Origin of the sequence: Streptomyces monomycini (genome assembly GCF_022271435.1) — a bacterium.
Lineage (GTDB): Bacteria > Actinomycetota > Actinomycetes > Streptomycetales > Streptomycetaceae > Streptomyces > Streptomyces monomycini.
The window spans coordinates 193,613-216,530 of the sequence record NZ_JAFIQY010000006.1; the positions used below are offsets into that span (position 1 = coordinate 193,613).

The window sequence follows — 22,918 nt, forward strand, 5'->3', positions numbered from 1 at the left end:
CCGCGATAATTCCCGGATTGCGCGGTTCTCCGGGGCGGCCGGCAATGGCTGCCTGCGGTTTGCGTGGGGCGACGCGCTCCCTGCGGAAAGGGCAGGGCCACGGGAGACGCACTTCTCTTCGCGCTCTGTACGCGGCCGGTTTCCGCTCGCCCGGAGGTCGTCACGGGGCGCGGCTGCCCGGCCTGGTTTTCCACAGTCGCAGTCGGAGGCTGGGGGTTGTCGGCGTCGTGACCAGCGGCGGCGCCCACGAGGCGAAACTGTGTCCACCGGCTGTGGATTACTTTTGGGCCCCGCCCACCCGGTGCGGCGGGGCGCCCGGGCCGGGGCTGGCGGGCAGCCGTACGGCTGCGGGTATCGGTTTCGTTCAGCCGCTGAGGACAGCCGCTCGTGAATTCCGGCAGTCAAATCTGTCGGCGCGAAAAGACGGGAATTGACTAGGCGGCCGAGTGGGGCCGGTAAGGGAAAGATGTCGCTCTTACAGGGCTGTCCGCAGCCGATATCCGCTGATTGCCGCCTGCTGCACCGAAAACAACTCCGCCCCTGATGCACGCACGTAGCGCTCGTGTATCAGGGGCGGAGGGAAAACTTTCGGGTGACTTCCGTCGGCGGACCGTGCGGACCGCCGGTCAGCCGGAGAGAAGATCAGCCGGACAGACGCACCGGCATGATCAGGTACTTGTACGCGTCGTCCGCCTCGGCGTCCTTGGCCGGGCGGCCGCTGAGCAGCGCCGGCTTGGTCGAGGTGGTGAAGGACAGCTGGGCCACCGGGGAGTCGATCGCCGACAGGCCCTCCAGGAGGAAGCCCGGGTTGAAGGCGATGGAGATGTCGTCGCCCTCCAGGTCGGCGTCCACCCGCTCCACAGCCTGTGCGTCCTCGCTGGAGCCCGCCTCCAGGATCAGCACGCCCTGCTCGAAGCTCAGGCGCACCGGAGTGTTCCGCTCGGCGACCAGGGCCACGCGCTTGACGGCCTCGACGAACGGGGCGGTCTCGATCACGGCGACCGAGTTGAACTCGGTGGGGAAGAGCGTGCGGTACTTCGGGAGGTCGCCCTCCAGGAGCCGGGTGGTCGTCCGGCGGCCCGCGCCCTCGAAACCGATCAGGCCCTCGCCGGAGCCCGAGCCGGACAGCGCCAGCGTGACGCTGTCGCCGCTGCTGAGGGACTTGGCGGTGTCCAGGAGCGTCTTGGCGGGCACCAGGGCCACCGCGGAGGCGTCCGGGCTCTCCGGCTTCCACAGGAACTCGCGGACCGCGAAGCGGTAGCGGTCGGTGGAGGCCAGCGTGACGGTGTCGCCCTCGATCTCGATCCGGACACCGGTGAGCACCGGCAGGGTGTCGTCACGGCCGGCGGCGATGGCGACCTGGGCGGCGGCCGCGGCGAAGACCTCACCGGGCACGGTGCCGGTGGCGGTCGGCATCTGCGGCAGCGCCGGGTACTCCTCCACCGGGAGGGTGTGGAGGGTGAACCGCGAGGAGCCGCAGACGACGGTGACCCGTACACCGTCGGTGGAAATCTCCACCGGGCGGTTGGGGAGGGCACGGCAGATGTCGGCCAGCAGGCGGCCGGAGACCAGGACGGTGCCTTCCTCCTCCACGTCCGCGTCGACGGAGACGCGCGCCGAGACCTCGTAGTCGAAGCCGGAGAGGCTCAGGCTGCCTTCCTCCGCCTTCAGCAGCAGGCCCGCGAGGACGGGCACCGGCGGACGGGCCGGGAGGCTCTTGGCCGCCCAGGCCACTGCCTCCGCGAGTACATCGCGCTCCACCCGGATCTTCACCGGAAACCGCCTCCTGCTGTTGCTGGCTTACGCCCTGCTGGCCTTCTTCGTCGGCTGGGTCGCCGGGGACCAGTCTGACGTACGTCACCGACAGCTGTTGCTGCTCGGGGTCAAGTCGGGTCGAGAGGCGCCGGACGACCGACCCCCAAGTTGTGCACAGGACCCGTTTCGAAACGAGTTCCCCGGTAGCTATCTGTGGTCGTAGTAGTAGGGCCTGTGGAAACCGTGGACAACTGAATTTGCGCAGGTCAACACGGTTTTTTTGTCCACCGGTCCTGTGGGCGGCAGCCGTGGACAACCGGCTGTGTCTGTGGATCGCCGCTCTTCATGCACACCCGATGCACAGGGGAGCCCTACTTCTCCCCAGTCCTGTCCCCAGCTTTACCCCGGTTCCCCACAGCCCAATCCGGCACCTTGGTGTGACGCCTTTCACTCGGCCCGGTGAGCGCGGGTGTCGCCTTGCCGAACAGTGGACAGGGGTGTGGAGAAGCTGGGGACAAGCGGGGGCCGCCTGTGGGCGGGCGGTGGACAACGCGAACGGCCCCCTGTGGACGAATCCTCTGTCCACACCCTGTGGATGAGCGTTAGTCACAAATCCACACGCCGCTGACCTCGGCAGATGCTGCCGCGGCCGGTCCCCCTGTGGAAGCCACCGGGATAACTTCCCAGTCCCCAGCATGTGGACGGAAGAATCTTGGCCAATCTGTGGAGTACGGCCGTGACCTGACGCGGAATCGAACAGAGCGGTGGCCTTCCACAGGGTCGGGACAGGGTCGGGGTGGTGCCGAGACGGTCGTGGGGCGGGTTCGGAGGGGCTGCGGGGCGCGGCGGAGAGGTCTCCGTACGGCGGGGCCGGGCGTCCCGTACCGGGCGGAGAAGCCCGCTGAGCGAGACGGAGAACTCCGCTGTACGAGCCGAGCAGCCGCGCCGCACGGGTACGGAGGGGCGGGGTACTCGGGGCGTACGGGGGCGTACGAGGGCGCACGGGCCAGGAAGCCCGCCGTACGTCCGCGGAGCCCACCGAGCGACGAAGGGCACCCCGGGAGCGGTCACGTCCCGGGGCGCCCTGGAAACTCCGGCCGGCCGGTGGCCGATGCCGCGTCAGCCGTTCTTGATGCGGTTCGTCAGCTCGGTGACCTGGTTGTAGATGGAACGCCGTTCGGCCATCAAGGCCCGGATCTTGCGGTCGGCGTGCATCACCGTCGTATGGTCCCGCCCGCCGAACTGCGCCCCGATCTTCGGCAGCGACAGATCCGTCAGCTCACGACACAGGTACATCGCGATCTGCCGCGCCGTCACCAGCACGCGGCTGCGCGACGATCCGCACAGGTCGTCCACGGTCAGCCCGAAGTAGTCCGCGGTCGCGGCCATGATGGCGGTCGCGGTGATCTCGGGTGCCGCGTCCTCGCCGCCGGGGATCAGGTCCTTCAGGACGATCTCCGTCAGGCCCAGGTCCACCGGCTGGCGGTTGAGGGAGGCGAAGGCGGTGACCCGGATCAGCGCCCCCTCCAGTTCGCGGATGTTGCGCGAGATGCGGGAGGCGATGAACTCCAGCACCTCCGGCGGCGCGTTCAGCTGCTCCTGGACCGCCTTCTTGCGCAGGATCGCGATCCGGGTCTCCAGCTCCGGCGGCTGGACGTCGGTGATCAGACCCCACTCGAAGCGGTTGCGCAGCCGGTCCTCCAGGGTGACCAGCTGCTTGGGCGGCCGGTCCGAGGACAGCACGATCTGCTTGTTCGCGTTGTGCAGCGTGTTGAAGGTGTGGAAGAACTCCTCCTGCGTCGACTCCTTGCTGGCCAGGAACTGGATGTCGTCGACGAGCAGGATGTCCATGTCGCGGTAGCGCTTGCGGAACGCGTCCGCCTTGCCGTCGCGGATGGAGTTGATGAACTCGTTGGTGAACTCCTCCGAGCTCACGTAGCGCACCCGGGTGCCCGGGTAGAGGCTTCGCGCGTAGTGCCCGATGGCGTGCAGCAGGTGCGTCTTCCCGAGGCCGGACTCCCCGTAGATGAACAGCGGGTTGTACGCCTTGGCCGGCGCCTCGGCCACGGCGACCGCGGCGGCGTGCGCGAAGCGGTTGGACGCGCCGATGACGAAGGTGTCGAAGAGGTACTTCGGGTTCAGCCGGGCGGTCGGCTCACCGGGGCCGGTCGCGGGCGCGGGCTGCGCGGCGAGCGGGCCGGGGGCGCCGCTGGGCGCGGGCAGACCGCCGGGGCCGGGGTTCTGGATGTGCGCGGGAGGCTGGTGCTCGGACAGGTCACGGCGCTGCGGCGGCTGCTGCTCGTACGGGGAGTGGCCCTCGGAATGCTGGTGCTGCGGCGGGCCGGTGTGTTCGGGAGCCTGCGAACGGTAGTCGCCCTGTGACCGCTGAGGGTGCTGGTGCTGCTGCTGTACGTGTGCGGGGGGCGGCGTCGCGTAGGGGTCGCGTTCGGGGAAGCCGCCGAGGCGCTGCTGCTGCCATCCGTAGTCCTCGCGCGGGCCGGGGCCGGTCTGGCCGCCCATGCCGGAGTGCTGCGGCCAGGCGCCGGGCTCGTGCCGGGGCTGCTGGTGCTGCTGGTACTCCGGGTACGCGGGACGTACGTGGGGCAGGTCGTCGTCCTGGTGGCCGTAGCCCTGCCGGCTGTCGTAGCCCTCGCTCTGCCGGCTGTCGTAGCCGCCGTACGCATCGTGCTGCTGCCCCGGCTGTCCCCCTTGCTGCTGGGACTGCTGGGGATGCTGGGGATGGTGCCGCTGCTGCATGTGCGCAGACGGCTGGGACTGCTGCATCGGCTGCTGAGGCTGCGGTTCCTCGGCGGAGTCGTCGACGGTGATCGCGATCCTGATCGGACGGCCGCACTCGTGGCTCAGTGCTTCACCGATGAGCGGCGCGAGCCGGCCTTCCAGCACACCCTTGGCGAACTCGTTGGGTACGGCCAGCAGGGCCGTGTCGGCCACCAGAGCCAGCGGCTGGGTCCGCTTCAGCCAGTCCTGGTCCTTCGGCTTGAGGCTGTCGCTCTCCGCGCGTAGGAGGTGATCAAGAACGCGTGGCCACACTGCGGCAAGATCGGCAGGTACGTCGGCCACAGAGCACGCTCTCTCACTGGTCCCACGAATGTGTGATTCTCAGGACGGGCGGGAAGGAATCGGAGTTGACCCACGGTAGTCAGGGCGACCCTGGTGATTCAAGTTGTTGTCCACAGGCTGTGCATAGTGTGTCCCGGCCGAGGGCCGGTTTGACCGGATGACGCCGCCGCGCGTACCGTAACCAGGTCGAGTTGTCGATGGCTGCTGCCGCCTGCCTCCGATGGGCAAAGATCGCGCTCTAGTGATCGAAGTAGCGGTGCACTCGGGCGTTGCGAGCTACTCGTGGGCGCACGGTGACAGCCAATCGACGCCCCACACCTGTCTCCCCGGAGACACCAAGCATCTCTGGAGCCCCCGAGTGAGCAAGCGCACCTTCCAGCCGAACAACCGTCGTCGCGCCAAGACCCACGGCTTCCGCCTGCGGATGCGTACCCGTGCCGGCCGCGCGATCCTCGCGTCCCGCCGTGGCAAGGGTCGCGCCCGCCTGTCGGCCTGAGCCCTGAGCTAGGTCCATGACGTGCTGCCTACCGAGCATCGGCTGAGGCGGCGCGAGGACTTTGCGACCGCGGTACGCCGGGGACGCAGGGCCGGGCGCCCGCTCCTCGTCGTCCATCTACGCAGCGGTGCAACGGACCCGCACGCAGCGGGGGAGAGCCCTCCCCCGGCGCGTGCGGGTTTCGTCGTGAGCAAGGCCATCGGCGGTGCCGTGGTCCGCAACAAGGTCAAGCGACGGCTGCGCCACCTCGTGCGCGACCGGCTGGACCGGCTGCCCGCCGGTAGCCTGGTTGTCGTACGGGCGCTGCCCGGCGCGGGTGATGCGGACCACGATCAGCTGGCCCGTGACCTGGACACCGCGCTGCAGCGGCTGCTGGATGGAGTTCCCCCCACCCGAGGTCAGGGGAGGGAGCCGCGGTGAAGTACCCGCTGCTGCTGTTGATCAAGCTGTACCAGTGGACCATCAGCCCCCTGCTGGGGCCGGTCTGCCGGTACTACCCGTCGTGCTCCCACTATGGCTATACGGCCATCGACCGGCACGGCGCGGTGAAAGGGACCGCGCTGACGGCTTGGCGCATCCTGCGTTGCAACCCGTGGTCGCCCGGTGGCGTCGACCACGTACCACCCCGGAAGCGTCCGGTCTGGCATCGGCGGCTGAGGAGCCGCCTGGGCGGGTCCACCGTCCCTGAGCCTGCCGCACAGCCTGAGACTCAGCCCACCGCCCAAGGAGCCTGATTCGTGGACACGATCCTCAGTCCTCTCTATTACGCAGTTTCCTGGATCATCGTCCAGTTCCACTCGTTCTACAGCCTCATCTTCGACGAGAACAGTGGCGCGGCGTGGGGTCTGTCCATCGTCTCGCTGGTGGTGCTGATCCGTATCTGCCTGATCCCGCTCTTCGTGAAGCAGATCAAGTCGACGCGGAACATGCAGGCGCTCCAGCCGAAGATGAAGGCGATCCAGGAGCGCTACAAGAGCGACAAGCAGCGTCAGTCCGAAGAGATGATGAAGCTGTACAAGGAGACGGGCACCAACCCGCTCTCCAGCTGCCTGCCGATCCTGGCGCAGTCGCCGTTCTTCATCTCGCTGTACCAGGTCCTCAGCCACATCGCGAACAACCAGACCGTCGGTGTCATCAACCAGTCGCTGCTGGAGAGCGCCCAGAAGGCGCACATCTTCGGCGCGCCGCTGGCCGCGAAGTTCCTGGACACCCCGGAGAAGATCCAGTCTCTGGGGGCGTCGGTCACCGACGTCCGCGTGGTCACCGTCATCATGATCGTTCTGATGTCGGCGTCGCAGTTCTACACGCAGCGCCAGCTGATGACCAAGAACGTCGACCTGACGGTGAAGACGCCGTTCATGCAGCAGCAGAAGATGCTGATGTACGTCTTCCCGATCATGTTCGCCGTCTTCGGCATCGGCTTCCCCGGCTTCCCCGTCGGCGTTCTCCTGTACTGGCTGACCACCAACGTCTGGACCATGGGTCAGCAGATGTTCGTCATCCGCCGGAACCCCACCCCGGGCAGCAAGGCCTTCGAGGAGCGTCAGCAGCGGCTGCGCGCCAAGGGCAAGCTCAAGGAGGACCCGGCCGAGGTCGAGGCCAAGAAGGTCGCCGAGGAGGCGCGCCAGAACCGGCAGCAGCCCAAGCGGCAGAGCAAGTCCCAGCGTCAGACCCAGCCCACCACCACCGGCGGCGCCAAGCAGGCCGGCGGCAGCAAGCCCGCCGGTGGTGCCGGTGCGCAGCGGCGCACCCGTGCGGGGGCCGGTGCCGGCGCTTCCGACGTCTCCGGCGCGGACGCTTCGAAGAAGCAGTCGCTGGAGAAGCAGGCACCTCAGGACAGCAAGCCGAAGGGCGGTTCCTCCGCCTCCGGCTCCCGTAACGCCAAGTCCGGACAGCGCAAGGGCCAGCAGCGGCCCAAGCACCCGTCCAAGAAGTAAGAAGGAGTCCTTCCGTGACGGACACGACCCGCCCCTCGTCGTCGACAGGGGGGACCCCGGCCGCCGAGGGGACCGACACCCTCACCCGCCTGGAGCAGGAGGGTGAGATCGCGGCCGACTACCTCGAGGGTCTGCTGGACATCGCCGACCTCGACGGCGACATCGACATGGACGTCGAGGCCGACCGCGCCGCTGTGTCGATCATCAGCGACTCGACCAGCCGTGACCTGCAGAAGCTGGTGGGCCGGGACGGTGAGGTGCTGGAGGCGCTCCAGGAGCTGACCCGGCTCGCGGTGCACCGGGAGACCGGTGACCGCAGCCGCCTGATGCTGGACATCGCCGGGTACCGGGCCCAGAAGCGCGAGGAACTCGCGGAGCTGGGCGCGAAGGCGGCGGAAGAGGCCAAGGGCACCGGCGAGCCGGTGAAGCTGAAGGCGATGACCCCCTTCGAGCGCAAGGTCGTGCACGACGCGGTGGCGGCCGCGGGGCTGCGCAGCGAGTCCGAGGGCGAAGAGCCCCAGCGTTGTGTGGTGGTCCTTCCGGCCTGACGGCCAGAGCCCCGCACAGCCTTGATGTCACCGGCCCCGTCTGTCTCGCAGGCGGGGCCACATCTTGTCAGCCTTATAAAACAGTCCAGAGGAAGGGCGTTTCCCGTGACGGACGCAGCAGCGGAGCTCCCACCGGCGCCGGATGTGGCGCGTGAGGTGTTCGGTGAGCTTTTTCCGGAGGCCGTGCGCTACGGCGAGCTGCTCGCCGACGCGGGCGTACGCAGAGGTCTGATCGGTCCGCGCGAGGTGCCGCGGCTGTGGGAGCGGCACCTGCTGAACTGCGCGGTGCTCTCCGAGGTGGTGCCCGAGGGCGTCACCGTCTGTGATGTCGGCTCGGGTGCGGGTCTGCCGGGCATTCCGCTGGCCCTGGTGCGGCCGGACCTCAAGATCACGTTGCTGGAGCCGCTGCTGCGGCGGACGAACTTCCTGCTGGAGGTGGTCGAGCTGCTCGGGCTGGACCACGTCACGGTGGTGCGCGGCCGTGCGGAGGAGGTCATGGGCAAGCTTCCGCAGGTGCATGTGGTGACCGCGCGTGCGGTGGCGCCGCTCGACCGGCTGGCGGGCTGGGGTGTTCCGCTGCTGCGTCCCTACGGCGAGATGCTGGCGCTCAAGGGAGACACCGCCGAGGAGGAGCTGAAGGGGGCCCGTGCCGCGCTGAGCAAGCTCGGTGTCGTGGAGACCTCGGTGGTGCAGGTCGGCGAGGGGGTCGTGGATCCGTTGTCGACCGTGGTCCGTGTCGAGGTCGGCGAGAGCCCGGGCGGTGTGCGGTTCGCGGCCAAGCGCGCGAAGGCGGCCAGGCCCAGCCGGGCACAGCGGGGACGGCGCCGCTGAGCGGGGCCTTGGCCCAGCTGACTACCCCAGCGAAACCAACAAAACGACATAAAGCGGAGTGTCGCGTACAAAACGGACGCAACGCTGTCATCGTGTTTCACGTGAAACGTCGTTCTCTGCTGCATGGAATCATCAGCCGTGGTCGCGCGGCTGCCGCGCCGCGTGACCGGACACCCCCACGGGTCACGGAAGTATCCACAGAGGTGGGTTCATCCACAGGAGAGCGGACCTCACTGGTTCACGACACCGAAAGCATGGCAGGCTCTGAGCACTGCGAGCCTGATGTCGAGGAGAGTGAATCCTTGCGGTCCGACGCCAACATCGCGGGCCCGATGACCGACCCGGTCCCCGGTCCCCGTAGCGAGTCGCTCGGGGATGACGTTTCACGTGAAACGCCGTCCCCCATGGACGACACCCCGATCGGTCGTGCAGCTCAGCTGGCGGTTCAGACGCCAGGCCGCACCGGAGAAGCCCTGCCCCGCCCCGAGAACACCCGGGTCATGGTGGTCGCCAACCAGAAGGGCGGGGTCGGCAAGACCACCACCACGGTCAACCTTGCTGCCTCACTGGCTCTGCACGGTGCCCGGGTCCTGGTCGTCGACCTCGACCCGCAGGGCAACGCCTCCACGGCCCTGGGCATCGATCATCACGCCGAAGTCCCCTCCATCTACGACGTGCTGGTGGAGAGCAAGCCGCTGGCCGACGTCGTGGTCCCGGTCCCCGACGTGGAAGGGCTGTTCTGTGCGCCGGCCACGATCGACCTGGCGGGCGCCGAGATCGAACTGGTCTCGCTGGTGGCGCGGGAAAGCCGGCTGGACCGGGCCATCAAGGCCTACGAACAGCCGCTGGACTACATCCTCATCGACTGCCCGCCTTCACTCGGCCTGCTGACCGTCAACGCGCTGGTCGCCGGTGCCGAGGTGCTGATCCCGATCCAGTGCGAGTACTACGCGCTGGAAGGGCTCGGCCAGCTGCTGCGCAACGTCGACCTGGTGCGCGGGCACCTCAACCCCAAGCTCCATGTGTCGACGATCCTGCTCACCATGTACGACGGCCGCACCCGGCTGGCCTCCCAGGTCGCGGAGGAGGTGCGCAACCACTTCGGCAGCGAGGTGCTGCGCACCAGCATCCCCCGTTCGGTGCGTATCTCCGAGGCGCCCAGCTACGGGCAGACGGTCCTCACCTACGACCCGGGATCCAGCGGTTCGCTCTCCTACCTGGAAGCGGCCCGGGAGATCGCCTTGCGGGGAGTCGCCCAGGCCGGTACCGGCACCGAGGGCCTCACCGTGAACTACGAACCACAGCACAGCATGTCGGAGGGGAATCAGTGAGCGAACGACGTAGAGGACTGGGCCGCGGGCTCGGTGCGCTGATCCCCGCGGCACCGCAGGCAGCGGAGAACGCCGCGCCCGCGGTGGGCCGGGGAGCGACATCGCCGTCCGCGGTGCCGACGCTGCCGCCGGACCGCGGGGTGGCGGCGGCCAAGGTCACCTCGATCGCGGCCAGGTCCGTTTCACGTGAAACGGAAGAACCGCACAAGCCTGAAGCAGTGGCAGACGTGTCGGGGGAGGTCGCAGGGGCGCATTTCGCCGAGCTGCCGCTCGACGCGATCACGCCCAACCCGCGGCAGCCGCGTGAGGTCTTCGAAGAGGAGGCACTCGCCGAGCTGGTCACCTCCATCCAGGAGGTGGGCCTCCTCCAGCCGGTGGTCGTCCGGCAGACCGGTCCCCAGCGGTACGAGCTCATCATGGGCGAGCGGCGCTGGCGGGCCTGCCGCGAGGCCGGCCTGGAGCGGATCCCGGCGATCGTCCGCGCGACCGACGACGAGAAGCTGCTGCTGGACGCACTGCTGGAGAACCTCCACCGGGCTCAGCTGAACCCGCTGGAAGAGGCCGCGGCCTACGACCAGCTGCTGCGGGACTTCAGCTGCACCCACGACGAGCTGGCCGACCGTATCGGCCGGTCGCGCTCGCAGGTCTCCAACACCCTGCGGCTGCTGAAGCTCCCGACGTCCGTGCAGTTCAGGGTCGCGTCCGGGGTGCTCTCCGCAGGCCACGCACGTGCCCTGCTGGGCGTGGACGACGGGGACGAGCAGGAGGAGCTGGCGCGCCGCATCGTCCGCGAGGGACTCTCGGTGCGTTCGGTCGAGGAGATCGTGCGGCTGATGGGCTCCGAGCCCACCGGTACCACCAAGGCGAAGAAGCCACGGGCCGGCGGCCGGGTCTCCCCCGCCCTGACCGGTCTCGCCTCGCGGCTGTCCGACCGCTTCGAGACCCGGGTGAAGGTCGACCTCGGGCAGAAGAAGGGCAAGATCGTCGTCGAGTTCGCCTCGATAGAAGACCTGGAGCGCATCCTCGGCACCCTGGCCCCCGGCGAGGGACGGGTGCTCGACAAGAGCCTCGCCGAGGAGAACGGCGACGAGGACTGAGCGGAGTTCTCCGGCCCGGAGGGCGGGCCGTGTTCCCAGCGGATTGCGGAACACGGCCCGCCCTTTGCTGTGTGGCGGTATCCGCATACGCGGACCGTGGATACGATGCGATCGGGTATGGCACACATCCACGTGGAAACCCCCACAACAAGGAGTAAGCCATGCGAACGGTGAGCCGCACCGGACTGCTGGCAGCGGGCTTCGGCCTGGGAGCAGTCGGTGGTTTCGTCGGTGGCCTGCTCAGAGAGCGGGACGTGCGGACGGCATCGCGCGGTGCGGCGGGCGAGGGAAGCGAGGACCTGTCTTCATGGGCCGTCGGCTCGTACCGCTCACGCTGGACAACCTTCCGGATCTCCCCAAGCGCTGCCGCTCCTGCGTCTTCTGGGAACTCGACCCCGTCAGCGGTGAAGCCGCGGTAAGAGCGGGTCGGCCCGAGCTGGAGAAGGAAGCCTGGATCTCGGCCGTCCTCCTGGAGTGGGGCTCCTGCGGCCGGGTGGTCCATGTCGACGACGTCCCGGTCGGTTTCGTGCTGTACGCCCCGCCCGCGTACGTGCCGCGCTCCACGGCCTTTCCCACGAGCCCGGTGTCCCCCGACGCCGTACAGCTCCTCACGGCCTGGCTGACGCCCGGTTACCAGGGGCAGGGGCTGGGCCGGGTGATGGTGCAGACGGTGGCCAAGGACCTCATCCGCCGCGGCTTCAAGGCGGTCGAGGCCTTCGGCGACGCCCGGTGGTCGGAGCCCGCGTGTGTGCTCCCTGCCGAGCACCTCCTGGCCGTCGGCTTCAAGACGGTCCGCCCGCACCCCCGCTTCCCCCGCCTGAGGCTGGAACTGCGCACCACGATCTCGTGGAAGGAAGACGTGGAGATGGCCCTGGACCGCCTCCTGGGGGCGGTGCAGAAGGAACCGGCTCTGCGCCCGCTCTAGAAACGGGCCACGACGAACGCGAACGGGCCCGGCCCCCGGAGGGGCGGGCCCGTTCGCGTTCGTGCGGGGCGCGGAGTGCGATCAGGCGAGGAAGTCGCCCAGCTCGCGCTCCAGCATCGCCTTCGGCTTGGCGCCGACGATGGTCTTCACGACCTCGCCGCCCTGGTAGACGTTCATCGTCGGGATCGACATGACGCCGTACTTGGCGGTGGTGGTCGGGTTCTCGTCGGTGTTCAGCTTCGCGATGACGATCTCGTCGTGCTCGGCGGCGATGGCCTCCAGCGAAGGGGCGATCTGGCGGCACGGGCCGCACCAGGTGGCCCAGAAGTCCACGAGTACGGGCTTGTCGCTCTTGAGAACGACCTCTTCGAAGTTGGCGTCCGTCACGGTCACCGTGGCACCGGCCATGGCAGTCTCCTTACTGGGTGGAATGGGGCTCGGGGGCGTCAGGGGCGGAGTCAGGCGGAGGCGGTCTTCTCCGGCTCCGGGACGTCCTCGCTGTCCGAGAGCGCGGCGAGGTGCCGCTCGGCGTCCAGGGCCGCGGAGCAGCCGGTACCGGCCGCCGTGATCGCCTGGCGGTAGGTGTGGTCGACGACGTCGCCGGCGGCGAAGACACCCGTGATGTTCGTACGGGTGCTTGGGGCCTCCACCTGGAGGTAGCCCTCGTCGTCCAGCTCCAGCTGGCCCTTGAACAGCTCGGTGCGCGGGTCGTGGCCGATCGCGATGAACAGGCCGGTCACCGGGGACTCCGAGGTCTCGCCGGTCTTCAGGTTGCGCAGCGTCAGGCCGGAGAGCTTGTTCTCGCCGTGCAGCTCGGCGACCTCGCTGTCCCAGACGAAGCTGATCTTCGGGTCGGCGAAGGCGCGCTCCTGCATCGCCTTGCTGGCCCGCAGCGTGTCACGGCGGTGGATGATCGTGACGGACTTGGCGAAGCGGGAGAGGAAGGTGGCCTCCTCCATCGCGGTGTCGCCACCGCCGACCACGGCGATGTCCTGGTCCTTGAAGAAGAACCCGTCGCAGGTGGCGCACCACGAGACGCCGCGGCCGGAGAGCTCGTCCTCACGGGGCAGGCCCAGCTTGCGGTGCTGGGAGCCGGTGGTGACGATCACGGCCTTGGCGCGGTGGACGGTGCCGGCGGTGTCGGTGACGGTCTTGATCTCACCGGTCAGGTCGACCGAGACCACGTCGTCCGGGACCAGTTCAGCACCGAAGCGCTCGGCCTGGGCACGCATGTTGTCCATCAGGTCGGGGCCCATGATGCCGTCGCGGAACCCGGGGAAGTTCTCCACCTCGGTGGTGTTCATCAGCGCGCCACCGGCGGTGACGGCGCCCTCGAAGACCAGCGGCTTCAGGGAGGCACGGGCGGTGTAGAGCGCGGCGGTGTAGCCCGCGGGCCCGGAGCCGATGATGATCACGTTACGGACGTCGCTCACGGGTGTCTTCCTTGTCTCTGCCGACTGCTTGCTGGGGCTCTCGGTGAACTCTCACCCCACCCAACGGATCCTACGGGGCAAGCATTCCCGCGGAGCCCCGGCGCCCTTTCCGCCGGTTCAGGCTCGCCGGTACGAGTGGGCCAGCAGCACCTTGCCGGGAGCCGGCGGAGACGCGGAGACGCAGGAGGCGGAGATGACGTAGGCGGAGACGCGGTCGGCGTCGGTCGGGTGCGGCAGCACCAGGAGATAGGCGTCCTTGCCCTCATAGGTGCTCTGTGTGGACGCCAGGGGAGTCTCCGGTCGACCGGTGCCGCGCTGGACGCAGGATGGCACGGTGTCCCTCGCGCCCCGCAGCGGTGTGTCGGGGGAGCTCTGCGTGCCGACGTCCGGCGTCTTCTTGGTGTGCGACGAGGCCAGCAGGTCGTGGACCCGTGACTCCAGGGTGGCGGACGTCAGCCCGGACGGGCCCCCCGTGCTCTTCTCCGCGGTCTCGGTGTGCGGCTTCTGCGCCGCCCCCTGGCCACTGCCGGTGGTCGCGTTCTGGATGACGATCCCGCCGACGCCGATGACCGCCGCGGCGGCCGCCGCGCCGAGCAGTGCCCTCGGCCACCGCCGGCCCCGGGGCCGGGCACCGGCCGCACGGCGCCCCGGGCCGGAAGCCGCCCGCGGATGCCCTGCGGGCCGGGTGACGGGCACGGGAGGGGCGGCGGAGGGAGCGCTGTCGGTTTCACGTGAAACAGGAACGGTCACGGCTGCCGGGACTTCCCGCACGGCCGGTTCCTGGTCCGGAGCGGTGGAGTCGAGCAGCGCCTCGGCCGCCAGCGCCGCGTCGATACGCTCCGCCACGTCGGCCGGCATCCGCGTGGGCCCCGGGAGGGTGCCCAGCAGACCGCGGATCTCCTCCAGGGAGGCGTGGACGTCCTCGCACAGCTCACAGCACGCGAGGTGATCCCGTAGGTCCGCGGTGCGGGACGGGGAGAGCAGCCCGTCCGTGAGCGCGGAGATCTCGGAGACCTCCGGGTGCTCGTCCGTGTCGGTCGTCGAAGTCACGAGCGCCCACCTCCGCCCTTCACGGCATCTGTGTCCTTCGGCCCTGCCGCCTCTGGGACGGATGTCCCCTGCGCCCGGTTCCTTCCCCCGCTGACGGGTCTGTTATCCCCTTCACCCGGGCGCAGATGGGTGAGCATCGGAAGAAGCCGGGCCCGGCCCCGCGCGCAGCGGCTCTTCACCGTCCCCGTGGGGACGTCGAGGATCGCGGCGGCCTCGGCCACCGGATATCCCTGCATGTCAACGAGGACCAGCGCCGCACGTTGTTCTTCGGGCAGTGTGCGCAGCGCGCCGAGCAGTTCCCGGTACAGGTCCTGCCGCTCGGCCGGCACGGCGGCGGACTCGTGCGGTTCCAGCAGTTGCTCCAGCCGCTCCGTCTCGGCGACCGGAGACGTACGGCGGGAGGCCGCCTTGCGCGCCCGGTCCAGACAGGCGTTGACCGTGATGCGGTGCAGCCAGGTCGTGACGGCCGACTGACCGCGGAAGGTGTGGGCGGCCCGGTAGGCCGAGACGAGGGCGTCCTGCACGGCGTCCGCCGCTTCTTCCCGGTCACCGAGGGTGCGCAGCGCCACCGCCCAGAGCCGGTCACGGTGGCGCCGGACTATCTCGCCGAAGGCTTCGGGGTCACCGGCCACGTGGCGCGCGAGGAGGTCGGCGTCGCTCACCACGTCAGAGCCGCCCGTCTCAGGCCCCACATGTCCCCCTGCTCGCGGCGGGTAGCGGATAGGTGGCTCCATTGAAGCCCGCCGGGCTGCGAAAGTAAACGCCGGTCAGGTGAGGGGACAGGCTCGGCCACCGCGGGTGCCGCTCACTGTTCGGTGCCGGGCACGCCATTACTTCACCGGCATATAAGTGCGGAATGCGAAAGTTGCCGAGTCGCGGCGACGACTGGAACGATCAAGGTGCTGCACAAAACCTGACCGCCGGGAATCGGCCGCTGTGGAACGGTCCGGCCGGCCGCTTCTCGTCTGTCGACACAGATTCAAGGAATTCCTGTATGAAAAACCTCAAGCGCCTTCTGCTGGTCGTGGTGGCCTCGGTCATTGCCGTGGGGGCGATGCCGGGTTCGGCGTCCGCGTACTCCAAGGGCAGCTGTAGCTACCGCAAGACGCTGTCGGTGAAGACCTACGGCGGGCACGCCACGGTCAAGCTCCTCGTCTACCGCTGCACGGACGGTCACGACTGGACGATGGCCAGCATGACGTCGAACGGGAGCGACAGTGAGGGGGCGCTCTGGATGGACGTCTCCCGCGACGGCGGAAAGACCTGGAAGGAATTGGTGCAGAAGCGCGAGGTGACCCTCGACCCGGGCGACACGGCATCGATCGCGAACAACAACCTCCAGAACGACGGCCCCGGGTACTCGGTGCGGGCCTGTGGGTACTTCGGCAACAATCAGGTGTATTGCACCAAGTGGAACTGAAGCGTAAGTAGGTTCCGTTTTTCCGGGGCTCCTGCCGGTGCGTCGGCCGAAGCCCCGGGTTGCTCATCGGCCTGCCCCAATGGCAGCAGCCGGATTCACGGGTAATTGCCGGAATCAGAGCCGGAAGACACCCGCCGCTTCGCAAAAAACAGGGCACGTGCTGCTGATGCAGCACGTGCCCTGTCTTCATGAACTGGCCGGATCCCGCAGGAGCGGGGGCCGGGACGAGCCCTTCGAGCACCCCGCGAAGGGCGCCCGAAGGGGTCAGCCGCTGACCTTGATCTCCGAGATGCCGCCCCGGTAGCCGTCCTCCGCCTCGTCGCTGGGCAACTCGGTGATGTGGACCAGGACGTAACGCGTCTTGACGGGCTTGTCCACCTTCACGGACAGCGAGGAGCCGGCCTTCTCCAGCTTCGAGAGGCGCTGCGTGAACGCGTCGAGCGTCGTCGGGTCGGACGCCTCGGGAGCGGCGGCGAGCACCTCGGCCGTCTGCCCCGCCCGGTACATGCTGGCCTGCACCTCGGAAACGTCCTGGACGCTGCCGAGGTCGACGACCAGACCGCTGCCGTCCGCGCGGTACGGAAGGTTGCCGAAGTTCGCCCAGCCCTTGAACAGTCCGGTCACCCAGGCGGTGCCCGGGTCCCCGTCCACGGCGTTCGAGGCCGAGGCCGAGTCCTTGCCGACGGGCTTGCTGGTGCGGGGGGAGAACTCCGTAGCGTTGTCGATCTTGATCGGCTTCGGTGCGGGTTTCTTCTGCTTGGCGCTCTCGGGCTGGGTGTTCTCCTGGGTCTCCTGGCCTTCGCCCTTGATGAGGGTGTCCGCCAGCTGCCAGCTCCCGAGCCCCAGCGCCGCGATCAGCAGTCCGGACACGCACCACTTCAGTGCCCGGCCGGTGCGGCTCTGCAGCGGTGGCGGCGGAGCGGGCACCGCTGCGGCCCGGGCCGGAGCCCCGCCGTTGCGCGACGGGGGCTGCCCGTACGAGCCCTGCTGGAAAGCGGTGCGCTGGTAGGGCGGCGGCGCGGTGAAGGATGTCTCCGGCGGACGGATGCGCGGTATGGCCGTGACGGCCTTCGCCAGTTCCTCCGGAGTCGTGCAGGCCGGCTCCTGGCGGGAGGCGGTGGCACCGTCGTTGACCAGCGCCCGCATGGCCAGCTCGGACAGGCCGCGGTGCACTCCGGCCCGTACCTGGTCCGGCGGGATCATGCCGACGTCCTTGGGCAGCCCCGACAGGCCGTACGCGTCGCTCTCGTACGGCCAGCGCTGGGTGAGGGCGGCGTACAGCAGCGCGCCGATCGCCTCGGTGTCCGTGCGCTGCGGGTGCTCGCTGCTGATGCCGCGCAGCGCGGCCATCACGGCCAGGCCGCGGATGCGGTACTGCCCGGACTCGGTCCGCAGCACGGAGCTGGGGTTGAGTCTGAGGTGGGCCAGGCCTTCCCGGTGGGCGGCGGCCATGGCCTGGGAGACCTGGCTGACGAGCTGGTAGGCGTCGTGCGGTTCCAGCGGGCCGCTCGCGAGCACCGCGGTCAGTTCCGTGGCGTCCGGCAGCCACTCGTGCACGACGTAGACGAGGTCGTTCTCCTCGACGGCGTCGAGGACCTGCACGAAGCGGGGGTCGCCGAGCAGCGCGGCGGAGCGCGCGGCGGACAGCACGGGGCGGGCACGCGGGTGGTCCGCGGGCAGGATGTGTACGCCGACTGCACGGCGCAGTTTCTCGTCGACCGCACGCCAGCTGCTGAATCCGTCCAGACGGGTGACGCACTCCTCCAGGCGGTAGCGTCTGGCGAGCTTGTGGCCGCTGTGCAGTTCGGGCGGCTTGGTGTCGGCCACCGCGGCAGGCTCTTCGCCGGTGCGTGCGGTTTCCTGGTCCGTGCCGGTTACGCTCTCGGCCTCCGCACCGTCGTCCGTGGCCTGTCCCGCCTGGGCGGTCAGCGGTTCGTCACCGCTCGTGTCGGCCACGTCGACGGCAGCCGTGCTCCGTTCCGCCACCGTCGTTCCTGCCTCCCCATCCGTTGCAGGCTCTACGAGCCAAGACAATTGTGCCCACAGTCCGCCACTATGCACGACACACGGTTGCGGCCGATGGTTGTGCCCGCTCAGCGCCCCAGCTTGGCGCGCACCATGCCGACCATGGCGTTCATCTCCTCGACCCGCATCCGTTTCGCGGCGAGGAAGAAGACGGCGATCAGTGTGACACCGCCACCGGCCAAGGCGGCCAGCGAACCGGTCACGCCGCTGCCGAGCGCCAGGGTGATTCCGTATGCGGCCGCGCCGCCGACCAGGGCGGCGGGCACACAGGCGCCGGCGAGACGGGCGTACGTACGAATGACGTGCGATCCGTCCAGGTCGCCGCCCAGCCGAGTGCGCAGACGCCGCCAGGCCACGCCGACGCCGACGGCGTATCCCAGGCCATAGGAGAAGGCGAGGCCCACCACGACCCAGCGGGCCGGGAGGAGGAGGAAGCACAGCCCGGACGCCGCCGCGTTGACGACGGCGACGATCACCGTGTTGAAGAACGGCGTACGGGTGTCCTCGTAGGCGTAGAAACCCCGCAGGATGACGTACTGCGCGGAGTACGGGATCAGGCCCAGTCCGAACGCCATGATCACGTAACCGATGTTGGTGGCGCCGGTGCCGGCGCTGGAGAACATCAGTGTCGCCATCGGCACACCGAGCGCCACGAACGCGAAGGCGCACGGCACGATGGCCACCGCCGAGGTCCGCAGCCCGTAGGAAATGTCGTCGCGGACGGCGGTGACGTCCCCGTCGTGGGCGGCCCGGGAGATGCGGGGCAGGACGGCGGTCATGACCGAGACGGTGATGATGGCCTGCGGCATCTGCCAGAGCTGCAACGCGTAGTTGTAGGCGGTGATGCCGGTGCCGGAGTGGCCCTCGCTCTCGGCCACCGAGCCGGCCCAGGTGGCGATCTGGGTCACCACGATCAGGCCGAGCTGGTTGGCGAGGACGAAGAAGAAGGTCCACTTGGCGAGCCGGGCGGCCTTGCCGAGCCCGTGTCCACGCCAGTCGAAGCGGGGACGGAGCCGGAAACCGGCGTCCCGGAGGTAGGGGAACATGGCGAGCGCCTGCACGGTCAGCCCGAGCAGGGTGCCGATGCCCAGCAGCCGTACCGCGTCGGCGGAGACGTTGCCCGCGCCCACGCCGCTGTGCGAGAAGCTGCCGAAGACCCAGATGAACGCGCCGAAGGTGGCGATCACGATGATGTTGTTGAGGACCGGGGTCCACATCATCGCGCCGAACCGGCCGCGGGCGTTGAGGATCTGTCCCAGTACGACGTGCACGCCCATGAAGAACATGGTCGGCAGGCAGTAGCGGGCGAAGGCGACCGCGACGTCCATCTGCTCGGGATCCGAGGCGATCTTCGGCGACATCATGCTGATGAAGAGCGGCGCCGCCAGCACACAGACCGTGGTGACACCGGCCATCAGCACGGTGACCAGGGTCAGCAGCCGGTTGGCGTACGCCTCGCCGCCGTCCTCGTCGTTCTTCATGGCCCGCACCAGCTGCGGGATGAAGACGGCGTTCAGGGCGCCGCCGCCGACCAGGATGTAGATCATCGTCGGCAGGGTGTTGGCGACCTGGTACGAGTCGTTGAGGGTGCCGACGCCGATCGCCGCGGCGATGACGAGGTTGCGGACGAAGCCGAGGATGCGGGAGACGAGCGTGCCCGCGGCCATGACGGCGCTGGACTTCAGCAGGCTGGACGCGCGTCCGCCGGAGCGCTTGGCGGGCTCCGGCGCGGGCACCGGGGCAGGCGGCTGCTCCGGCAGGGCTGCGGTCTGCGCGAGAGGGTCCGGCTGCGGCGTCATCGGCTGCTGCGGCTTGTACGGGCGCTGCTGGCCGTAAGGCTGCTGCTGTCCGTACGGCTGCTGTGCTTCTGGCGGCGACTGCTGTCCGTAGGGCTGCTGCGATTCCTGGGGACGCTGCTGTCCGTACGGGGGCTGCTGGCCATACGGCTGCTGCTGCGCCTCCTGCGGGCGCTGCTGCTCATAGGGACTCTGTGGCTCGTAGGGGCGCTGGGGCTCCTGCGGGCGCTGCGGCTCGTACGGCTGCTGCTGGTCCCGGTACAGGTGCGCGAAGGCGTCCTGCCCGGGGCGCTCGTCGGCGGCCTGCGTGATGAGGTCGTCCACCCCCACGAACTGCGTGGCGGCGTCGTCACCGTACGGCAGGTGCCGGGTCGGGCCCTGGGGCTCGGGAGGCGGGGGCGGGGCCCACACCTGGGGGTCCGGGGTGTGCTGCGGGGCAGGCGGCTGCTGGTAGAGCGGGTTCGGGGCCTGGCCGGGAGCCGGCGGGGGGTGGGCCGAGCGGTCGTAGAGGACGTCGTTCACCGGGTCCTGGGTCGTGGGGTCCTGCGACCGGTACGGGTCGTTGGCGTACGCGTCCTGCACGTACGGGTCCTGGGGCGGCTGCCCCTGAGGCGTCGGCGGTCCCTGACCCGCAGGAGTGCCGCGCGCACCCCTGCCGCGGTCACCGTCGTACGGCGCATTCATCGCTGCCCCACCTCATCCGTCGCCGGCCATCCGGCCCCGCCATCTGTCAACGGTCCACTTTCTCACCTGAGCCGGACGGGCCCGTGCTTCCCGAACCGGTGTCCGGCCCGGGGTCACCCGGCTGCACCGGCCCGTCACCGTCCGTACCGCCGTCGGCCGTTCCGCCGCTGTTCCCGCTGCCGCCGTCGGCCCCCGCGCCGCCGGCCCCGCCGGATCCCTCGCCCCCGTCGGTCCCGTCGGTGCCCTCGCCGCCGTCGGTCCCTTCCTCGCCGTGCCGGGACCCGGCACGCTTGCGCTGGAGGTAGATGCGCACGCCGGCGAGGACGAGCAGCAGCACGCCGCCGGCGATCACGAGCATGATCGTCGAGGTGATCTCGGTGACGTTGACCTGGAAGGTCATCGGCAGGCCGTACGGCTTGCCCTCGGAGGTGTAGAGCTGGGCCGTCACCTGCACGGGGCCGTTGGCGTTCGCCGTCGTGTCGAACTTGAACGACTGGCTGTGGCCGCCGTCGACCGTGATCTCCTGCGGCTCACCCGTGTCGAGGCGGTTGGGCTGCGAGGACGACAGTTCCAGCGTCAGATTCTTGACGCCCTGCACCAGGTTGTTCTGCACCGTCACCGGAATGGTCGCGCTGCGCCCGGAGAGCGTCGCGTCCGACTTCTGGATCAGCTGCACGTTCTTCGTCAGGCCGTCGAGGTAGGTGCGTACGGAGCTGCGGAAGACCGCGGCGCCCGCGTCGTCGCCCCGCCACTCGGTCGACATCTCCCGCATGATGGCGTTGCCGAACGGCGTCACCACGCGAGGGGGCTGGGACAGGACGGGCTCGAAGTCGTCCAGCGTGCTCTGGGTCTCCTGGATCTCCTCGAAGGCCGCGGTCGGCAGTTCCTGCTTGCGCAGCGAGGCCGGATACGCGGAGCGGGGGGGCACGACGCGATTGGCGTCGGGGTCCGGCGTGGCCTTGGCGGCGCCCGCCAGGTTCAGCGGTTCGGCCCAGCGGCCGGGCACCAGGCTCTTCACGCCGGCGGCCATGGCCTGGGCCTGGCTGACCGACGGGGTGCGCTGCGGGGCGACGACGATGTTGCGCTGCCGCTCGGGCTCCTGGCCGTTGACCATCAGGCTCTGGGCGAGGAACTCCTGGACCGCGAGGGTGGAGTTCTCGGCCTTGGACAGGTCGCCCTCGAAGGCGGTGGACAGCCGGGCGTCCGAGACGATCGCGGTGTTTCCGCCGCCGATGGGGCGGGCCGCCGTCGGGCTGTAGGAGAGGTCGTTCTCCTGGAGGCTGTCGCTGCGGGCGATGATGTTGTGCGCGCCGCCGGAGGTGGCCACATCGATGATCGAGGAGTCGACGGCGCCTTCCGCGGGCCAGGCGAAGTCGGTACGGGGCTTGACGCCCAGGATGGTCTCCACGGTCGTGGCGGCCAGCGTCGTGGCGGGGCCGAGGTGGCCCAGGGCGCTGGGGACCTCCTTGCCGCGGTGGGCGAGGGAGGCCAGGTCGGGGTCGGCGAAGGGGAGGGCGACGACCTCGTGGGTCTTGGCGGCCTCCTCCACCTGACCCAGCCACTGCTTGGCGACGGCCTGGTTCTTGCCCGCGGTGGGGCCGTTCGGTCCTTCGACCTTGTAGCTCCTGGTCATCGCCTCGACGGAGGCGAGCACGTCCGGGTCGATGACCAGGGTGACGGGAAGGTCCTTGCCGAGCGCCACGAGCTGCTGGAGCCGCCCGCCGGGAGCGATCTCCGCGGCCAGGTTGTCGTTGCGGAAGACGGGGGTCTGCTCCGCGTTCGCGTCGGTCTCCGCGGTGAGGTGTGTCGAGGAGATCAGCGGCCACAGGTAGGTGAGCTGGGACTTCTTCGCCACGTCGGAGCTCTGCCAGGGCAGGAACGTGCGCTGGACGCCGAGCACCTGCTCGTACGAGGAGTCACCCGAGCGGCCGGACAAGGAGACACCGAGCTGGTAGACACCGTCGCCCCCGAGGTCGAGATCCTTGACCGGCACCTGGAGGGTGAAAGTGCGGCTGACGCCCGGGGCCAGCTTGTCGATCTTCTGCGTGCGGTTCTTGATCTCCTCGCCGTCCGCGCCGGACGAGAAACCGGTGCGCTTGGCGGCCGTGTCGATGGCGCTGCGGCTGGTGAGGGCCTGGCCCCGTCGCAGGCCGACGTGAGCGTCGGTGACCGGTGCGTCGCTGCGGTTGGTGAGCGTGCCGGAGACGGTGAGGGTGTCGTCCTTCTCCGGCACGGTGGGCGTGAGCGCGTCGATGGAGACGTCGACGGTGCGCGGACCGGCGGCACGGGCTTCGGGTGCGGCCGTGAACTGCGCCGTCGCCGCCAGCAAAGGCACTCCGGCGATCAGTGCCGCGGCCCGGCGCAACCACCGACGGCGCGGCCGTTCACTCCCCTGGAACCCTGCCGCCTCGGCCACGCGTTCGCCCGTCCCTCGTCGTCGTCAGTGGTCGTCGGAATGTGCGTCCACGCATGGTAACGAGACCTGCTGTGCCGAAGTGCTGGGGACTGC

18 protein-coding genes and 2 pseudogenes are annotated in these 22,918 nt (G+C 69.5%); 10 read left to right on the forward strand and 10 right to left on the reverse strand.

The features are described from left to right. Window positions 1–642: 642 nt before the first annotated feature. The 3 genes and pseudogenes from dnaN to JXZ78_RS41300 all read right to left on the reverse strand — a co-directional run. Window positions 643–1,773 carry a DNA polymerase III subunit beta gene (gene dnaN, locus JXZ78_RS10455; protein ID WP_030017060.1) on the reverse strand — a complete coding sequence of 377 codons (1,131 nt, stop codon included), beginning with the start codon at window positions 1,771–1,773 and terminating at the stop codon, window positions 643–645. Window positions 1,774–2,874: 1,101 nt separating this feature from the next. Continuing rightward, window positions 2,875–4,368: pseudogene (gene dnaA / locus JXZ78_RS10460) on the reverse strand (chromosomal replication initiator protein DnaA); the annotation flags it as partial. Window positions 4,369–4,553: 185 nt separating this feature from the next. Next, window positions 4,554–4,836: pseudogene (locus JXZ78_RS41300) on the reverse strand (chromosomal replication initiator protein DnaA); the annotation flags it as partial. Window positions 4,837–5,194: 358 nt separating this feature from the next. Here JXZ78_RS41300 and rpmH point away from each other — a divergent pair. From rpmH to JXZ78_RS10505, 9 genes are all read left to right on the forward strand, one after another. Next, entirely contained in the window at window positions 5,195–5,332 is a 138-nt protein-coding gene (gene rpmH / locus JXZ78_RS10465) for a 50S ribosomal protein L34 (RefSeq protein ID WP_003949374.1), read from the forward strand. 21 nt (window positions 5,333–5,353) lie between these two features. Continuing rightward, window positions 5,354–5,752, forward strand: a complete 399-nt coding sequence (rnpA, locus tag JXZ78_RS10470) for a ribonuclease P protein component (RefSeq protein WP_030017062.1) — start codon at window positions 5,354–5,356, stop codon at window positions 5,750–5,752. After that, window positions 5,749–6,066, forward strand: a complete 318-nt coding sequence (gene yidD / locus JXZ78_RS10475; protein ID WP_003978865.1) for a membrane protein insertion efficiency factor YidD — start codon at window positions 5,749–5,751, stop codon at window positions 6,064–6,066. The genes rnpA and yidD overlap by 4 nt, the downstream gene beginning before the upstream one ends. Before the next feature lie 3 nt (window positions 6,067–6,069). Then, entirely contained in the window at window positions 6,070–7,269 is a 1,200-nt protein-coding gene (yidC, locus tag JXZ78_RS10480; protein ID WP_030017063.1) for a membrane protein insertase YidC, read from the forward strand. A gap of 14 nt (window positions 7,270–7,283) precedes the next feature. Beyond that, a complete protein-coding gene (locus JXZ78_RS10485; protein ID WP_030017064.1) occupies window positions 7,284–7,817 on the forward strand; it encodes a Jag family protein in 534 nt (177 codons plus the stop codon). Between the two features lie 105 nt (window positions 7,818–7,922). Next, the gene (gene rsmG, locus JXZ78_RS10490; RefSeq protein WP_030017065.1) at window positions 7,923–8,648 is read left to right on the forward strand and encodes a 16S rRNA (guanine(527)-N(7))-methyltransferase RsmG; all 726 of its coding nucleotides are present in this window, start codon (window positions 7,923–7,925) and stop codon (window positions 8,646–8,648) included. Window positions 8,649–8,902: 254 nt separating this feature from the next. Further along, complete coding sequence (locus tag JXZ78_RS10495) at window positions 8,903–9,979, forward strand: AAA family ATPase (RefSeq protein WP_078623885.1); 1,077 nt, start codon at window positions 8,903–8,905, stop codon at window positions 9,977–9,979. After that, the gene (locus tag JXZ78_RS10500) at window positions 9,976–11,076 is read left to right on the forward strand and encodes a ParB/RepB/Spo0J family partition protein (RefSeq protein ID WP_078623886.1); all 1,101 of its coding nucleotides are present in this window, start codon (window positions 9,976–9,978) and stop codon (window positions 11,074–11,076) included. The genes JXZ78_RS10495 and JXZ78_RS10500 overlap by 4 nt, the downstream gene beginning before the upstream one ends. Before the next feature lie 307 nt (window positions 11,077–11,383). Next, a complete protein-coding gene (locus JXZ78_RS10505; protein ID WP_030017068.1) occupies window positions 11,384–12,001 on the forward strand; it encodes a GNAT family N-acetyltransferase in 618 nt (205 codons plus the stop codon). 81 nt (window positions 12,002–12,082) lie between these two features. Here the strand turns inward: JXZ78_RS10505 and trxA are convergent, their stop codons facing one another. The 4 genes from trxA to sigM all read right to left on the reverse strand — a co-directional run bounded on the left by trxA (window position 12,083) and on the right by sigM (window position 15,218). Next, complete coding sequence (gene trxA, locus JXZ78_RS10510) at window positions 12,083–12,409, reverse strand: thioredoxin (RefSeq protein ID WP_030017069.1); 327 nt, start codon at window positions 12,407–12,409, stop codon at window positions 12,083–12,085. A 50-nt stretch (window positions 12,410–12,459) separates the two neighbouring features. After that, a complete protein-coding gene (gene trxB / locus JXZ78_RS10515) occupies window positions 12,460–13,434 on the reverse strand; it encodes a thioredoxin-disulfide reductase (protein WP_030017070.1) in 975 nt (324 codons plus the stop codon). Between the two features lie 117 nt (window positions 13,435–13,551). Beyond that, window positions 13,552–14,484 carry an anti-sigma factor family protein gene (locus JXZ78_RS10520; protein WP_030017071.1) on the reverse strand — a complete coding sequence of 311 codons (933 nt, stop codon included), beginning with the start codon at window positions 14,482–14,484 and terminating at the stop codon, window positions 13,552–13,554. Next, window positions 14,481–15,218 (reverse strand): RNA polymerase sigma factor SigM, encoded by a 738-nt coding sequence (gene sigM, locus JXZ78_RS10525; RefSeq protein WP_275127640.1) that lies wholly within the window; start codon window positions 15,216–15,218, stop codon window positions 14,481–14,483. Before sigM ends, JXZ78_RS10520 begins: the two co-directional genes overlap by 4 nt. Window positions 15,219–15,478: 260 nt before the next feature. Between sigM and JXZ78_RS10530 the strand changes: the two genes are divergently transcribed. Next, window positions 15,479–15,904 carry a hypothetical protein gene (locus tag JXZ78_RS10530; RefSeq protein ID WP_030017073.1) on the forward strand — a complete coding sequence of 142 codons (426 nt, stop codon included), beginning with the start codon at window positions 15,479–15,481 and terminating at the stop codon, window positions 15,902–15,904. A gap of 264 nt (window positions 15,905–16,168) precedes the next feature. Here the strand turns inward: JXZ78_RS10530 and JXZ78_RS10535 are convergent, their stop codons facing one another. The 3 genes from JXZ78_RS10535 to JXZ78_RS10545 all read right to left on the reverse strand — a co-directional run bounded on the left by JXZ78_RS10535 (window position 16,169) and on the right by JXZ78_RS10545 (window position 22,825). Further along, entirely contained in the window at window positions 16,169–17,890 is a 1,722-nt protein-coding gene (locus JXZ78_RS10535) for a protein kinase family protein (RefSeq protein WP_030017074.1), read from the reverse strand. Between the two features lie 107 nt (window positions 17,891–17,997). Then, a complete protein-coding gene (gene murJ, locus JXZ78_RS10540) occupies window positions 17,998–20,409 on the reverse strand; it encodes a murein biosynthesis integral membrane protein MurJ (RefSeq protein ID WP_030017075.1) in 2,412 nt (803 codons plus the stop codon). 46 nt (window positions 20,410–20,455) lie between these two features. After that, on the reverse strand, window positions 20,456–22,825 hold the full coding sequence (locus tag JXZ78_RS10545) for a DUF6049 family protein (protein WP_030017076.1): 2,370 nt from the start codon (window positions 22,823–22,825) through the stop codon (window positions 20,456–20,458). Between the last annotated feature and the right edge of the window lie 93 nt (window positions 22,826–22,918).

What these genes read in the sequence shown, in the direction of transcription:
- JXZ78_RS10495 (WP_078623885.1), top strand. Translation starts at nt 8,903, where the DNA reads ATGGCAGGCTCTGAGCACTGCGAGCCTGATGTCGAGGAGAGTGAATCC.
- JXZ78_RS10505 (WP_030017068.1), top strand. Translation starts at nt 11,384, where the DNA reads ATGGGCCGTCGGCTCGTACCGCTCACGCTGGACAACCTTCCGGATCTC.
- trxA (WP_030017069.1), bottom strand. Translation starts at nt 12,409, where the DNA reads ATGGCCGGTGCCACGGTGACCGTGACGGACGCCAACTTCGAAGAGGTC.
- sigM (WP_275127640.1), bottom strand. Translation starts at nt 15,218, where the DNA reads ATGGAGCCACCTATCCGCTACCCGCCGCGAGCAGGGGGACATGTGGGG.
- JXZ78_RS10530 (WP_030017073.1), top strand. Translation starts at nt 15,479, where the DNA reads ATGAAAAACCTCAAGCGCCTTCTGCTGGTCGTGGTGGCCTCGGTCATT.
- murJ (WP_030017075.1), bottom strand. Translation starts at nt 20,409, where the DNA reads ATGAATGCGCCGTACGACGGTGACCGCGGCAGGGGTGCGCGCGGCACT.